This is a genomic window from Dichelobacter nodosus, assembly GCF_001263335.1.
GTDB classification, from domain to species: domain Bacteria; phylum Pseudomonadota; class Gammaproteobacteria; order Cardiobacteriales; family Cardiobacteriaceae; genus Dichelobacter; species Dichelobacter nodosus.
Window position 1 is genome coordinate 1 of sequence record NZ_LGVW01000010.1, and the last position, 15,106, is coordinate 15,106.

The following is a 15,106-nucleotide window of genomic DNA, read 5'->3' on the forward strand; positions in this document are numbered from 1 at the left end:
GGGACACAATGTCCTAATAACGGGACATAACGACCCGAAAAAGGGACACAACGTCCTAATAACGGGACACAATGTCCTAATAACGGGACATAACGACCCGAAAACGGGACATAACGACCCGAAAACGGGACATAACGACCCGAAAAAGGGACACAATGTCCTAATAACGGGACATAACGACCCGAAAACGGGACACAATGTCCTAATAACGGGACATAACGACCCGAAAAAGGGACACAACGTCCTAATAACGGGACACAATGTCCTAATAACGGGACATAACGACCCGAAAACGGGACATAACGACCCGAAAACGGGACACGATGACCCGAAAAAGGGACACAACGTCCTAATAACGGGACACAATGTCCTAATAACGGGACATAACGACCCGAAAACGGGACATAACGACCCGAAAACGGGACACGATGACCCGAAAAAGGGACACAATGTCCTAATAACGGGACATAACGACCCGAAAACGGGACACAATGTCCTAATAACGGGACATAACGACCCGAAAACGGGACATCATGTCCTGAAAGAAGAAAGAAAGGTTGTGATATTCATATGATTGAAAGAGAAATTATTATTGACATGCTAAATGTTGGTATGACGAAAATAAAAATCGCTAATTATCTATCTATTAATCGCAAATATTTATATCGATATCTTCTGAGAAATCCAATTTCTGAAGATGAATTAAAAGCTAGCGATATAAGAATAAAAAAAATGATTAATGATACAAATATTAATAAAAAAATTAACATAAAAGATGATGGGATATTAATTGGAGAAAGAGAATTTATTATTGACATGCTAAATATTGGCATCACGAAAATAAAAATCGCTAATTATCTATCTATTAATCGCAAATGTTTATATCGATATCTTCTGAAAAATCCAATTTCTGAAGACGAATTAAAAGCTAGCGATATAAGAATAAAAAAAATGATTAATGATGCAAATATTAATAAAGAAATTAACATAAAAGATAAGGTGAAATACCCTAAAAATGAATTACCAGATGGATTACCAATTAATTGGAAAAAAATGAACCCAAACGAACGAAGAGCATATTTAGATAGATTCATTAAAGAAGATGTTAAAAAAATTTTGGATTAAATAAAATAATGGAGAATTAATATGAAAATAGCAGTTTTAAATTATTCAGGTAATGTAGGGAAAACAACTCTAGCAAGAGATTTGTTACATTTTTATTTGCAAGACCACGAATTGGTAACAATAGAATCTATTAATAGTGATGGTAAAGAAAAAGTTGTTATTAGAGGAGATGATGGAGATAAAATATATACTGAATTATTAGTAACTGATAATTTGATTTTAGATATCGGATCATCAAATCTAGAGAGTTATTTAAAGAATAGTGAAAAAGAATCTGAATTTATTTCTTCTATTGATTTATTTATCATTCCGGTCACAGCAGAAAAAAAACAACAAGTCGATACATTAAAAACGGTGAAAGATATCTTTGCACTAGGTGCATCGCAAAATATCGAAATTATTTTCAATCAAGTTGATGATAATATGAACATCGAAGAAACTTTTTCTGATTTAGCTTCTTCATTAAAGAAACTCGATGTTAAAGTAAATTATGAAAACTCAATATTTCGTCATGATTTATATAGTCGTGGTCATCAATTATCTGAATTAATTAGTAATGAAGACTACCGCGAACTCATGAATGAAGCTAAAAGAAACGGTGACAACGAGCTGGCAAGAGAATATGCCGCCAAATTTATTAGACAGAAAAAAATAAATGCATTAACAGAATGTTACAGCAAAATATTTACTAATATCATGGACGGAAGGCTATGACTGAATACCAAAAATCAGATGTATCTGTAATGCTATCAGATATCTATTTAGTCGTTAATTCTTTACAAGAAGAAACTTCTAAATTATCGCAAAATATAAACTCATTAACGCTTGATATTGATACGATGATCAGATCAATGGAAACATTCAACAGACAACTTGCAGAGCAAAAGCAAGCTATTTTGTCAGATGTCGCAAAGACTAGTGCAGAGATTGTAGCCGTACATCTGGAAGAATTAAGGAAAAATGCAGCTAAAGATGAAAGCAAAAAACGGTGGTTTATATTCAAATAGCTAATTGACATACTCCCACCACCAAACCTAGCGGTTATGGTGGGGGAATCTTTGCGACCCATAGCAACCTAAGTTACTACCTTTTGCCATGCCACTATCGCTGAATAGTATCGGCATGGGGGAACTCTTTACACAGTAGCAAGCCCTGCTACATCAGCTAACGCCTGTTGACGTATATTGCTTGCAGCATTGGTATCACGGTCATGGTGTGTTTGACAGCTAGGACACGTCCAATTTCTCACAGATAATGGCAAATTATCTAGCTTGTAATGACAATGCGAACAAATTTTACTACTGGCAAAGAACCGATTTACTTTTAGAATGTTTTTACCATACCAAGTTGCTTTGTAAGTAAGTAAGGTAACAAATTGCCCCCAACCTACATCATTAATTGCTTTGGCAAGTTTTCGATTTTTTACCATGTTTTTCACCGCTAAATCTTCAAGTGCATAGCTTGTCGCTTGGTTTTCACAGATAAGGTTATGCGTGATTTTGTGGTGTAAGTCTAGGCGTTGCTGTCGTACTTTTTCGTGAATACGAGCAACGGCTAATTTTTGTTTTTGATAGTTTTTACTTTGTTTTTGTTTGCGAGCAAAGATTTTTTGCTGTACCGCCAGTCGTTTACTGGCGTTGGCTAAATACTTTGGATTATCAAACTTGCTACCGTCTGATAGATTGAGTAAGTGATTGATACCTAAATCAATACCCACAGTCAAATTTGGCTCAACGGTGGTTGGTGTTGGCAATATATCGGAGTTTTCAATCAATACGCTTGCATAGTATTTGCCTGTAGCGGTTTTGCTAATCGTAACCGTTTTGATATTGCCAACAAATTCACGGCTAAATACGGTTTTAATGCTTTTGATTTTGGGTAGATTGATAATGCCTTGTTCAAAGTTTACAGTACAATGTTGGGGGCATTGGTAACTACGCCCTAGGATTTTTTTAGATTTGAACCGTGGAAACTTGGCACGACCTTTGAAGAAATTGGTAAAGGCGGTATAGACATTTAGCAAGGCATTAAGTAACGATTGGCTATTGACTTCGTTTAGCCATGCAAACTTGCCTGTTTTCTTTTTCTTAACTAACTGACTTTGGATTTGGGCACGAGATAGCGACTTGCCAAACATGGCATAGTAGCGTTTTTGCAATGCCAACGCCCAGTTGAACACAAACCGACTACAGCCAAAATGCTTTTCAATTAGCAAGGCTTGTTCGCTGTTTGGGTAAATTCTGTATTTGTAGGCTTTGAGCATGGCTTGTTAAGTGTTAGTCACAAAATACCGCAGAAAATGCTTTACCTCAATTATGCTCGATAGGCTAAAAGAAATCGTAACCGACCTTTGCCAAAAATGGGAAGTTGAGCTGTTAGAGTTCAACGGATAAGGCGACCATGTGCATTTACTGCTTGATATGTACCCTAATATTATGCCAAGTAAATTTATCAATAATCTAAAAACGGTGACTAGCCGTTTGATGAGAAAAGAGTTTGCAAAGCATTTGGCAGAGTTTTACTGGAAGCCTGTACTTTGGACTAGGGCGTATTGTTTGCTAACGACAGGGGGTGCTACGATTGATACCATCAGACAATATATCGAAAAACAAGAACGCCCTGATTAGGGCGAAAGTCGCTTACATCTCCACCTAAATCAGAGATTATAGGTGGAGAATTACGCACGATAAGTTAAAAACCACGAAATCTAATTTCTTTATTTTGAACTATTGCCTGCCGCCTCTAAAAGAACATATGTATCCAACAAGAATTTCATTCTGAACCTAAAAATAAGTTACTGATTTCATCTGTAAATATCTCATCAAAATTATCAGGCACATGAATATGTGGCATGAAACCAATCCGCTGTATTTGTTTCACTTCATAAGGAATTACTTGAACTAATGGCTTACCTGCTTTAGCAATAATAAATGCGTCTCCTCGAGCAGCTGCTTCGATTAAGCGAAAAAGATGAATTTTCGCCTCATGAATATTAATAATCCGCATTCTACTTACCTTTTGATTCAATTTATTAAATTTGAAAGGAGTTGAATTAATACATGAAAAACCATTTTTTACGAATTCACCGCCACACGAGTAGCTTGACGACAAACAAGACTAGATAATGTCATCGACATCAACGCATAAAACATCAGCGATGCGTTTGATAACAGCGACAGAACCATTTTTTTTACCATTCTCGATATCGGAAAGATAAGCAGAAGATATACCCACTGCTTCAGCCAATTTTCGCCCAGTAAAACCACGATATTCACGCCATACGCGCAGAGGCGGTTCATTATCTAAATACAGACGATTAATCACCGAGGCGGGAATACGTTCTTCATCATTCAAACGTTCTGTTAAACCGCGTGCTAATGCAGTGTCTGTGTGCCCCTCTACAATATCAATCATTGCACGATAATCTTCTTCTTCCACTAAAACATATTTTTTATCATTAAAAATGAGTGTATTCATTCTTCCTCCTAATAAGAAGATCCATTTTCTTGACTTTTGTTTTGCTTTGAGTGTCAGCAAATCTGGATTTTTAAAATCGAATACCTCTACCTAACACAATCTGACTAACCTTTTCTACTTCAAATTTAAACGCCTATTTTGAATTCACAGAGTTTTTACCTAACGTCAAAAAAAGTCAAAAAGAAATCTACAAAGCGCCAAATTCGAGTCTTAAAAAGACACAACTCTAAATCATCAAAAAAGCAAGTTTGAACACATGAAGATCCTGTTTTTATCTAACTATTTAGGTAATCAACAGTACTTCTATCTATGACTTTATAAAAATATATATGTACTACATAAATAATATTATTACCACATAAAGTACTACTATAATCTAAAGAAATACTTGTTTAAATACAGGTATGTACCACTTATTCAACATGTACTACATAAAAATATTAGCTTTATATGTTTTATTTATTGGGTTATAAAGACTATCCTCATAAGAGTCATAAAAAAGGGAAAAAAAGGGGAAAAAATGAGCGTTTTAAAAATATATCAATATGAAAACAAAAGAAAAAATAAATTATTCATTATTCCTTCCTCGGAACCCGCAATGCGGGCAGATGGGCGAGGCGTCGAGGTTTTGCTCGGTCAGGGCAAAGCAGCTCTTCAGTCCGGCCAGGCGGTTCTGGTAATCGGTGAGCTGCTGCCGGGGCATCAGGTCTATACCAGCCAGCTTGAGCAGGGTTTGCAGGCGTTGATCGTTGAGCAGTCCTGCCTTGCGCTTGTCGTCGTTCACGCCCAGCCGCGCCTTGGTATGCAGGCCGATGTAGGCGACGGTGTAATCCTTCTTCAGCTTTTGCAGCTTGGCCCCGATACTCTGGGACTGGCTGGCCAGCTCGGTCAGGTCGGCCTGCTTGAGGGCATCCAGCACGTCCTGCCGGGTGGTCTTCATGCGATCCACCCAGTCATGCTCGGCGGGCAGCACCGCCTCGGCGGTGGAGAGCCAGGACGCCGTCGGGCTGTGGTCCATGATGAACTCGCGCAGGGCGTCCAGCTCATCCAGGGCCTTCACGGCCTTTTCGTGGGCCAGCACTTCGGGAGCGCTGTAGCGGAAGTTTTTCAGCTTACCCGGCGAGGAATAGGCCTGGAGCGATTCAAAGAAGCCCTTGGCCTCGTCCAGCCCGCTGGCCTGGCTGGCCAGGTCGGTTCCCGCGAGCAGGTCCAGGCCCCAGAAGGAGAGCCCCTCGCGCAGGGTCTGCTGGGTCATGACGATGCGCTTGACGATCTTGCCCACCGCCTGCTGCAGGTTCTGCACCGGCTCGTCCTTGCCCTGGGTGACGAGCTGGGCCATACCCGGTGTCATGCCGAGCAGCTCGAACAGTGCCTTGAGCGCAGGCAGGTTCCATTCCTTGGGCTGCTCCAGGTGCTTGAAGCGGACCAGCTCGTCCATGCCAGTCGCGGCAAGCTGCTGCAGGCCGGTGGCATCGAATTTCTTGCCCGGGATGGCGAGTACAATATCGCCGGAATAGACCAGCGAAGCCAGGATAACCGCAACCCATTCCGGTTCCAGACGTGAACCGCATGGGTTCATGTATTCCAGCCCGTGGTCGTCCTGAATGATCTCGCTGCGGTTGACCACCTGGCCGTGGCCCTTGGCCTTGACGGTATCGAGAATGAACTTGGTGTACTTCGACTTGTAGGGGTCGATCTTCTCGCCGTCGAGCAGCTCCAAGGCGTCCAACACGGCGGTTGCCTGCTTGGTACGGTTCTGCCCGGCGATGGCTCGCAGGGCATCCTGCGCTGCCTGGGCGCGGTTGTTGCTGGTGATCAGGATCGAGAAGAACGGGTAGTCAGGGGCCTGGTTTTCGAAGTTTGGGGCCAGGCAGACACCGGCGATGGTGTTGACCAGATCGCGGAAGTTGATGGTCTCGTGGGGCGAGATGCCCGACAGATCGCGGATGGATTTGCCTTTGGCCCATTCGGTCATGGTCTTCGTTCGGCCCTGATAGGTGACCTCAAAGGCACCGCTCATGTGCTTCTGCAGCCACTGCACCAATTTCTTCAGGAAACCGTTGGCCTTCGATTCATAGGTGGCCTTGGCGTGGCCCGATGAGGTGGCAGCAAGATCCAAGGCGGCCGCGTAGCTCTTCAGCGCGGTCTGGAATTCCTCGTCGGTGCCTTTTAGGCGGAAGAAGACCTCGTCGTTGACCCTGTCGTCCTTGAAGCGTGGTGGGTCGTTGGGCTGGACGAAATACAGGTAGAAGTCCCGCTGCGGCACGGCGGTAGAGCGCTCGTTCGGTGCCCCGAAAAAGAGATAGCCAGTACGGGCTGCTTTATGCTCCTGCCAGACCAGTTCGTGCTGCCAGATTTTGTAGCCGGTCACATAGGTGGCGTCCTGGCACTCCATGACCCGCTTGAGCGCCTCGTAATAGAAGCGGTCGAGCTGAGCCTGACCTAGGCTTTCGGCCCGCTTGTCGATCAAGGCGTCGAAGTCGTCGGTTTTCTTCAGGTCGAGATAGAACTGGCGGTTGTCAGCATTAAAGGAGATGAACTGGCCGCTGACTGTCTTGTGGATCTCGCGCAGGACCGTTTCCACATGGGTCTGGAGATCCTTGTCGGGTTCGTCGCTACCCAGCTCGGCGATCAGCGGATCAAACAGGCAGAGACGGTCGCGCAGTTCCTCGGCGGATGCGCCCATGGGGGCATAGATGTCGCCAGTGGTAAGGCGGTGGACGGACAGAGCATGGATCAGGCGTAGCGCCATCGGCTTGTATTGCTTGCGGGTAATGGCGTTTTCGATCCGGGATTCCAGCACCTGGCTGCAATCGATGACCGCCCGGATTTCGGGAATGGCGCGGAACGAAGCGTTCTGCTTGAGGGTACCCCAATAGCTGTCGAAGGCGATCAGACCGGGTTCGTCCTGCGGCACGTCCTTGCCAAGAATGCTTTTCATGCCCATGGACAGGGTCTTGAGCACCTCGCGCTTTTCCACCACGGTGACCCGCTCGAAGGTGTCGATGTAATCGGGATGCACCGGGAAGAGCCGGACAAACTCGTCCATGCGCTCATTGAGCCCGCCGTAGTATTTGGCAAAAGGCATCAGGTAGTCGTGGATCTTGGCCTGTTGCTCGGTGGTCTTCTTGAGCAGGCGCTCGGCCACGACGAATTTCACGTCGCTGCGGGCGATAAGGATCTGCTCGAAGCGATCCTTCACCCGGCGGATGCTGTCGGCGACAAAAGCGAAGCGCGGGCTGTCGAAAATGGCTTCCTGGACACCGGCCATGAAGCGGAAGCGCAGGTCCTTGCAGACCTCGCCGACCTCGCGGAGGAAGTTGAGGTCGAGGATCAGCTCCTGGTCCTTGCGGGTGCGCAGGTAGTCGAGCAGCTCATCGACCACCAGCAGCAGACCATGCTCGGGGAAGACCTCGCCGAACTTGGCCATCATGTCTTCGAAGGCCCGTTTGTGGCTGGAGATGGTGCCCGCCTCGGGGAAGACATATTCCACGCCGAGTTTTTCGAGATGCTCTTCCAGTTCGGCCACCAGGATGTCGCGCAGGGACATGGTGGTGGCTCCGATCTCGGTACGGATAACCTTGAAACGCCCGGCGATCTGAGAGGCTGCGTCGCGGACACCTTCGCCTTTCAGCCCTTCCAGCAGGGAGGCGTCTGCGGCAAGGCTGGAGACCACCGACATCAAGTGCGACTTACCGGTGCCGTAGTTACCGACGACCAGCAGGCCCTTGTTGTCGACCGGCTGGTCGAACTGCATCTGAGGAATGACAAGCTGGATGAGCCGTTCGGCCATTTCCTCGGAAATGACATAGGTGTTCACGAGGGTGTGTGCGGCGCTCGATTTGTCCGCGTCACGCAACTGAACGACCGACTCAATCGGGTCGAATTGGATAAGGTCTCCGTATTTCATGCTTGTCCTGCCTCTCTATTGTTTTTTGCCGAATCGACAGTGGCCGTGCCATCCATGCCCACAATCAGCGCATCGACCGAGTCATAGCTGCGGTACTCGGGATGGCCGGTTTCGGCGTACAAAAGCCTCCCGGAATTCATGATTCCGTTCCACGAAGCCACCACGGCCCGATTTCTCGAAATGGACTGCAGCAGGCGCAAGGGGTCCTGCTGGAGATCCTTGTCGAAGAGGATCTCGAGATTATCCATCACCACCGGTGCTTGAGCCTGGTCCGCGATCTGATCGAGGATGCCCGGCAACCGAAGCGACCGCTGCTTTGCCGTCAGCTCAAGCAGTTCGCCTGAAAGCGCAAGATTGACGTTGACGACAGATGAGCCGAATTCCTCGGCAATATCCCGAAGAACGCCGGTCTTACCGGAACCGGTCTCACCCACCAGCAACACCAGACGGTGATACAAGCCTTCGGCTGCCTGGAGGGATCGTTTTATCTTGTCGTGAATCGGCTCGGCCATGGTCGCTCCTTATTGCTCGGTGTCCGGCTTATCGGATTTGTCAGCCGCACCGCCGGAGCGGACCCATTCGTCCACTTCGTCTTGTTTGAACATCCAGCGACGGCCGACGCGATGACCGGGCATAGCCCGTTGTTCGATCCACTTGTAGACCGTCTCGTTGCTTACATTCAGGTATTTGCAAATGTCATCGACCGTCAGCCATCTCTCATCCATAGTCTTCGTCCTTCGTCCTTCGTTCATCATGTTTTCGGTAAAAGCCCGAAGGTCTCCGGGAAACCCGAAATTCGGACACAGTACCGCAAATTAACCTTTATAAATTACATTGATGGATTGCCAAAATCAAGCGTTTTGTGCCGAATAGAGACGACTTTTCCAAAAAACGGCCTGATTGTCGTTGGTGATACGTTCGCCGTTCTGAGGCGCATACATGGTGTAAGTCCATACAGCACAGGAGATTGAGCCCCTGGCTGCAGGCACCATCACCCGCTGGTACATGCTGTGCCCCCCGGGCCGAAATCCTTCCAGCCGGTCGATAGGCGGCAGGTCGCGTTGCGGGTCGGTGAAGGTCACCAGTTCCCCATGGATCAGATCCCAGTCTCCGGTCGGGCGACCGAAGCGCGATGTGCCGATCTCCTGCTGCCTGCGGGCGTCGGCCAGTGGATCGGCGGTGCCCCGGGACAGGATCAGACCCTCCGGCACCTCGAGGGCCGGGAACCCGGCGTGGAGATGGTAGAGCCTGCCCCAGACCATGGCCGGTTCGATGCTGCGGGCCTGGGCGCAGAAGCGTTGATGGTTCCAGTAGCCCCGTTTCAGGGTGCCGTAGACGAAGAGCCGGAGGATGGTCTCGGGACTGTTTTCCGGGTTTGTGTTCAGCTTCGAGGGTTCTTCAATGTTCATGCATTCACTCCTTCTGGAATTGTCCCTTTGCGCTCCTGGGGGATGAAGCGAAATTCGCTGTTCTCGATGGCCCGCACATCCTCGTGGCGGATAGTGAGCATGGTCATGGGCGGCACTTCCAGCTCGCGCCAGCCACTCTCGCTGTCCACGGCAAAATCGATGAAGGCGGCCTCCGAGGCGTAGAGCACCACCCGGTGCTGGCGGTGGATACACAGGCAGAGCGGCTTGTTGCCCTTGAGCACGGTGATGGTGCCGGGGTCGAGCCGTGAGGCCAGCACGGCGCTCATCTGGCCGCGACAGAGGGCGAGCGCCTTCTTGAGGTCCTCCTGGTCGATGGGGCCTTCGGGCGCGAAGCGGTCGGCCAGGCGGAAGATCAGCTCGCTTTCCACCTCGGCGTAGCGCGGCAGCCCCAGACGGCGGAACAGATAATCGGCGTTGTAGATGGTGCCGTTGTGGGTGCCGATGACGATCCCGGCCCGGATGGGATGGTTGTTGCGGTTGTTGAACTCGTTGCCCCGGGTGCGCCAGCGGGTATGCCCCATGAGAACGGTGGTCTCGTTGTCGACCTGCCCGAGCAGCTCCTGGAACGGTTTTTCGTACACCAGCTCGTGCGCCCGCATCGGCCGCTTGAAAATCCGGTGACTGCCGTCGGTCTTGAGCCAGGCGAGACCGGAGGCGTGCGGGCCGCGCTCCTCGCTGTGCAGCAGCATGCGGATGAAGAGCTCGCACAGGTAATCCCGCTCGTCGGGCCTCCTGCGCTTGCGGCCGAAGATGATGCCTACTTGTCCGCACATGGAGCCGGGTCCTCCTTGCCGCCGAAGTTTTTGCCGAGCGGTCTCGTCCCTTCGAGGACGAAGGCCGCGTATTCGCGCCGGTGGTCCGCCAGCCACTCGGCCACCTCCGGGTAGCCCATCTCGGCTATCAGCCGGGTCACCTCCGGGTGATCGAGCATGTTGGTGCGCCCGGAGAGCCGCACCGTCTCCAGGGCTTCGAGGAAGCGTTCCGGCCAGGGATCGCTGGCCTTGTCGTCAGGCAGGAACTCGATCAGGCCGTGCCGCGCCAGACGGGTCAGAAACTCGGCGGCCGCAGCGGCGGCATCCTCCGGCAATGGCTGGGTCGGCCCGCCTTCGATGCCTGAGAGCACCTCGGTCATGTAGTCCCGGGGTGCTCGGCTGGCGGTAAATGGCGTCTGGCCGCGCATCAGCTCGACAACTTTGAGGCAGTCGTCGGCTTGCAGGGTTTCCCCGCTGCCTGGGATTGGTTCGCCGTCCAGCGTGATGGAGCGGATCAGAATCTTCATGGGGCACCTCCTTAAACAGTGAGGCCGGGAACTTGCCCGGCCTCGTTGGTGAGAGTGGTTGTTTCGTCCGGAAGGACGTCCTGCGGTTTGGGGCGTCCGTTCTTGAAGGCTGCGTCGCCGGGCATGTTGGCCATCAGATGCTTGCGGGCGGTCTTGAACTCGTTGCCGATCAGGCCGAGGTGGAGCAGGAAGACCCGGAAGTCGTACTTGGCGCATTGGGGATCGAAATCCCGCTTGCGGCTGGAGGCTGCCCGACCGTTGAGCGCCTTGGCGGCGACGGCGAGGCAGAATTGCAGGTAGGCCTTGATCCGTCCCGCATGGAGGGTCGCCTCGAACCAGCGGAACTCCACCGTGCCCCGGTACCAGACGTTGTGCAGGTTGACCCCGTGATAGCGGCTGTTGTCGTAGTGCTGGGGCTGGCGGTTGTGGTAGCCGTACCAGATTCGGTTGAGCTGGTCCTTGGTGCGCGGGCGATGCTGTTCGATACGCTGGATCAGTTCATCGCTGACCGGACGGGTGTAGCGATTGAGCCGGTCGCGGCTGATGTCGAGGGCGTGGAGGATTAGCGGCTCCTGCTTGTAGATGATCTTGGCCAGGTTACCCAGGTGTCTGCCGTCGAAGGGCGCGGCGTCGATATGGATGTGAATGCCGCACTGGCTGTTGATCTTGCCTCCGGCGCGGCGGATGGCCCGGACCGCCTCCTGCAGTTGCGGGATGTCGTCGTAGCCGAGCACCGGGCTGACCACCTCGGCCCGCAGATGGGCCGGGACGCTGGTCAGGGAGGCGTCACCCACCACCTTCCAGACGCAGCCGCGCAGGTCCTCGACCTCCCAGGAGTCATAGCTGTTGGGGATGCCGACATGGCGGACCGTGCCGCCCACCACCGAGTGGATGGCCCAGGCGATCTGCTCCCGGGTGCGTTTTACGGTCTCGATCTCGATCCCGTAGTGGATCTCTTTCAGGTTCATGCATGCCTCCGTCGTTCATGGCGCTTCTAACTCGTTGTCTGGAAAGGCTTTTTAGCCTCCGCTTACACCATGAATGCTTCTTTCCGGACACAAATCAAGTAGAAGAACAGCCGAAGCCGACATTTAACACGTTTATTTTCAATGACTTACAAGTTGCGCCGGTTTGGGCTGTGCACAGATGGCAGAAACCCCTGACAGGACTGGCCGTATCCGGGGTTTCTGGGTTGGCGTTGGCAATGAGCAGGATCAGCCGGAGGCGGTTTCTCCGGTAATAAGGCTGGTGTGCAATTCCAGATTGCGCGACTCATCGGCCCGCATCCGCGTCAGCAGCGCCACGAAGGCCTTCGCTTCGTCGGGTGGCAGACCCGAAGCCCGCTCCAACCGCGCCAGGCGCTGGTGCAGATTCTCCAGCAGGCCCAGGGCGTGGTCGCGGATCAGCCCGTCGCGTTTCTCCTGCGGCGAGGGAATGAACTCGGTCAGGCCGCCTGTGCGTCGAACGATCATGGCCGTGCCTCCTTAGCTCAGGGTCGCGCCCAGCGAATGGATGCGCGGGTAGATCAGCGGCGTGCCGGTCATCTCGGCCTTGTAGCGGACCTTGTTGCCGGTGTTGTCGGTGAAGGTGCGCACCAAGGTGTACTCGGTCCAGTTCTCGTCGATGGGCCGGGTCTCCTGGATGGTCATCGCCTCCCAGGTCAGGCCGCCGTCGTTGCTGGCGAACCATTGCAGGGTGGTGCCGCTGGGGATTTGCATCTGCACATAGGCCTTGGTCGATTCCACCCCCTGGGTCAGCTTATTCTCGCGGGTCAGGTAGGCCCCGGTGGTCTTGTTGAGGTAGCCCACCAGGTTGACGTCGCGGAAGTTGATGGCCGGGGTGTCGTTGGAAAGCGAGCTGCTCAGACGCACGCGGATCTGGACCCGGGTGGCGAGGTTGGGCAGCCGTTCCTCCTCGGCGGGAACCATGGCGTCCCAGGTCACGCCGCCGTCGGTGGAGTATTCCCAGTCGAGGCCGGTGCCCTGGGGGATGGCCGAGTATTCGTCGAGGTTGATGTCGGAGAACTGTACGCCGGTGATCGGCTGGAAGCGAATCATCCCCTCGGACTGGAAGTTGTAGCCGTAGATCTTCATCGCCAGGTCGGAGCCGTTGAGCGGCGTCCAGGTTTCGGCGTTGGAGCTCTCCAGCAGCACGCCTTCCATGTAGGTCTGGCGGGTGATGATGCCCCAGCGGCCCATCTTGCCGAGGGTGGCGGTGCGCACCTTGTAATTGGTGCTGTTGGTCAGCAGCACCACGGAATAGCTGGTGTTGGCCTCTGCGTAGAACGGGTCGTCGAAGCGAATACGGGTCTCGCCGCTCAGACTGATCTCGTTCGGGGCCAGCACTTTCTCGGCGAACACCACACCGTTGGGCAGACCGGTGGTGACGCCGCGAATCTGCACCGTGACCGGGATGCTCGGGTCCCTGGCGGTGAACTGCAGTCCGATGCTGGAGATCACCTGATTTTGGGTGAAACTGAAGGTCTGGGCCAGGGGATCGCGGGGTACGAAGATGGTCTGGGTGCGCCAGACCACCTGCACCACGGGCACGCGGATGATGCGGTTCTCGATGATGCGCTCGATACGGGTGATGACCAGCGGATCGTTGATCTGCAAGCTGGCGCGTGCCGAGTAGACGCCGTCGGCCATCTCCACGATCCGGTTGCCGTTGCGGGCGTTGGTCGGAATGGTGAAGGAGGCGCTGACCCGACCGGCCTCGTCGCTGATCAGGTTGCTGACCATCACTTGGCCGTCGCAGCGCAGCACGATGCCGGACTTGCTCGGGGTGAAGTTGATGCCGGTGACGGCGATGCCGGTCTGGCCGCGCCGCCCGAGGTTGGGCGTGATCTGCAGCATGGCCGGGGGCTTGTCGAACACCGCGTAGGGGTTGATGTTGCGTTCCTCGGACCAGTCGTTCTGCTCCACCAGCACGGTCTCGTTGCCCGGCAGCAGCACCAGGCTGCCGAAGAAGTTGGCGTTGCTGCCCGCCTGATCGACCGAGAGCACGGTGGAGTGCGGAATGCGGTCCGGCGCGACGAAGCGGGCGATCTCGTTCACCCGGGCGTCCCATTCGGCGTGGTAGATGTCCGACTGGGCGGTGTTCGAGAAGTCGTCCGAGTAGATGCCTTTCTTGGTCTGGGCGTCCCGGTTCTGCAGCTCGTTGTTCATCTGGTACTGGGCATCGTTGTACTTCAGATCCTCGACGTCCTGAATGATATCGTGGATCTGGTCCATGGTGATGCGGGTCAGGCCGAAGTTGCGGATCTCCATGTCGGTGGAGTTGGGCGGGCAGTCGATACTGCCCAGCCCCAGGGCGTTTTCCGGCACGATGGGCAGCTTCGGGAAATCGGCCGGAGCCCCTTCCAGCCGCTTGATCTCGGTGGTTGTGGCGTAAACGATGTCGCGGCGGCCGAGGTAATAGTCGTAGTCCAGGCTGCAGTTGGAACCGTTCACCGGCTGGTCGCCGAGGCTGCCGCGCCCGAAGTTGATCACATTGAGATTGCCCAGCTCGAGCTGCACCGGTGACATGTTGAGTCCGGCGGTGTTGGTGGCCGGAGGCGAAGCGGTGCCGATCTCCTCGACGCCGTCGTCGACGTAGGAAAGCGCCTCGCTGCCCAGCTCCATCAGGCGCTTGTAGTCGGTGCGTGCGCCGTTGGTGGCGGCCCGGTAGACGCGATAGCCGGTCGCGCCGCTGACCGGCAGCCAGGAAAGCTTGTTCATCTCACCGGCGGCGGTGGCCCGGGCAATGACCGCAGCGGCGTTGAAGGCCGTCTCGCCGGTGGCGTTGTAGGCGGTCACCAGATAGAAGTAGTTTCCGGCCGCCGGATGGTTGGCCTGTCCGAACCAGCCGCTGTCCACATAGTCGGTGCCCTTGACCATCTGCTTG

At 52.6% G+C, this 15,106-nt stretch carries 14 protein-coding genes and 3 pseudogenes; 5 read left to right on the top strand and 12 right to left on the bottom strand.

Annotated features, from left to right (window positions below; translation table 11 throughout):
- From AKG33_RS07325 to AKG33_RS00835, 4 genes and pseudogenes are all read left to right on the top strand, one after another.
- A pseudogene (locus AKG33_RS07325) lies at window positions 1-574 on the top strand (hypothetical protein); the annotation flags it as partial.
- Entirely contained in the window at window positions 571-1,125 is a 555-nt protein-coding gene (locus AKG33_RS00825; RefSeq protein WP_050707787.1) for a hypothetical protein, read from the top strand. The pseudogene AKG33_RS07325 and the gene AKG33_RS00825, both read left to right, overlap by 4 nt.
- A gap of 21 nt (window positions 1,126-1,146) precedes the next feature.
- Window positions 1,147-1,839 carry a hypothetical protein gene (locus AKG33_RS00830; protein ID WP_050707788.1) on the top strand — a complete coding sequence of 231 codons (693 nt, stop codon included), beginning with the start codon at window positions 1,147-1,149 and terminating at the stop codon, window positions 1,837-1,839.
- Window positions 1,836-2,132, top strand: coding sequence for a hypothetical protein (locus AKG33_RS00835; protein ID WP_050707789.1), 297 nt, complete (start codon window positions 1,836-1,838; stop codon window positions 2,130-2,132). Before AKG33_RS00830 ends, AKG33_RS00835 begins: the two co-directional genes overlap by 4 nt.
- Before the next feature lie 128 nt (window positions 2,133-2,260).
- Here AKG33_RS00835 and AKG33_RS00840 read toward each other — a convergent pair whose 3' ends face one another.
- Window positions 2,261-3,388, bottom strand: coding sequence for an RNA-guided endonuclease TnpB family protein (locus AKG33_RS00840; RefSeq protein ID WP_050707790.1), 1,128 nt, complete (start codon window positions 3,386-3,388; stop codon window positions 2,261-2,263).
- A 10-nt stretch (window positions 3,389-3,398) separates the two neighbouring features.
- Here AKG33_RS00840 and tnpA point away from each other — a divergent pair.
- Window positions 3,399-3,752: pseudogene (gene tnpA / locus AKG33_RS00845) on the top strand (IS200/IS605 family transposase).
- A gap of 145 nt (window positions 3,753-3,897) precedes the next feature.
- Here tnpA and AKG33_RS00850 read toward each other — a convergent pair.
- The 11 genes and pseudogenes from AKG33_RS00850 to AKG33_RS00900 form a co-directional block, all read right to left on the bottom strand.
- Window positions 3,898-4,131: a type II toxin-antitoxin system Phd/YefM family antitoxin gene (locus AKG33_RS00850; protein ID WP_050707791.1), complete on the bottom strand. Its 234-nt coding sequence runs from the start codon at window positions 4,129-4,131 to the stop codon at window positions 3,898-3,900.
- 111 nt (window positions 4,132-4,242) lie between these two features.
- Complete coding sequence (locus AKG33_RS00855; protein WP_050707792.1) at window positions 4,243-4,602, bottom strand: helix-turn-helix domain-containing protein; 360 nt, start codon at window positions 4,600-4,602, stop codon at window positions 4,243-4,245.
- Window positions 4,603-5,188: 586 nt separating this feature from the next.
- Window positions 5,189-8,512 (bottom strand): annotated as a pseudogene (locus tag AKG33_RS00860) (DUF6079 family protein); the annotation flags it as partial.
- Entirely contained in the window at window positions 8,509-9,024 is a 516-nt protein-coding gene (brxF, locus tag AKG33_RS00865) for a BREX-3 system P-loop-containing protein BrxF (protein ID WP_011927932.1), read from the bottom strand. The gene brxF and the pseudogene AKG33_RS00860, both read right to left, overlap by 4 nt.
- A 9-nt stretch (window positions 9,025-9,033) precedes the next feature.
- Entirely contained in the window at window positions 9,034-9,237 is a 204-nt protein-coding gene (locus tag AKG33_RS00870) for a helix-turn-helix domain-containing protein (RefSeq protein ID WP_011927933.1), read from the bottom strand.
- Window positions 9,238-9,363: 126 nt separating this feature from the next.
- Window positions 9,364-9,921, bottom strand: a complete 558-nt coding sequence (locus tag AKG33_RS00875) for a gamma-glutamylcyclotransferase family protein (protein WP_011927934.1) — start codon at window positions 9,919-9,921, stop codon at window positions 9,364-9,366.
- Window positions 9,918-10,715, bottom strand: a complete 798-nt coding sequence (locus tag AKG33_RS00880; protein ID WP_011927935.1) for a glucosamine 6-phosphate synthetase — start codon at window positions 10,713-10,715, stop codon at window positions 9,918-9,920. The genes AKG33_RS00875 and AKG33_RS00880 overlap by 4 nt, the downstream gene beginning before the upstream one ends.
- Window positions 10,700-11,221: a DUF5049 domain-containing protein gene (locus AKG33_RS00885; protein ID WP_011927936.1), complete on the bottom strand. Its 522-nt coding sequence runs from the start codon at window positions 11,219-11,221 to the stop codon at window positions 10,700-10,702. The genes AKG33_RS00880 and AKG33_RS00885 overlap by 16 nt, the downstream gene beginning before the upstream one ends.
- 11 nt (window positions 11,222-11,232) lie before the next feature.
- Window positions 11,233-12,189 carry an amidoligase family protein gene (locus AKG33_RS00890; RefSeq protein WP_011927937.1) on the bottom strand — a complete coding sequence of 319 codons (957 nt, stop codon included), beginning with the start codon at window positions 12,187-12,189 and terminating at the stop codon, window positions 11,233-11,235.
- 246 nt (window positions 12,190-12,435) lie between these two features.
- On the bottom strand, window positions 12,436-12,693 hold the full coding sequence (locus tag AKG33_RS00895) for a hypothetical protein (protein ID WP_011927938.1): 258 nt from the start codon (window positions 12,691-12,693) through the stop codon (window positions 12,436-12,438).
- A gap of 12 nt (window positions 12,694-12,705) precedes the next feature.
- Window positions 12,706-15,099, bottom strand: a complete 2,394-nt coding sequence (locus AKG33_RS00900) for a DUF4815 domain-containing protein (RefSeq protein WP_321163735.1) — start codon at window positions 15,097-15,099, stop codon at window positions 12,706-12,708.
- Window positions 15,100-15,106 lie beyond the last annotated feature (7 nt).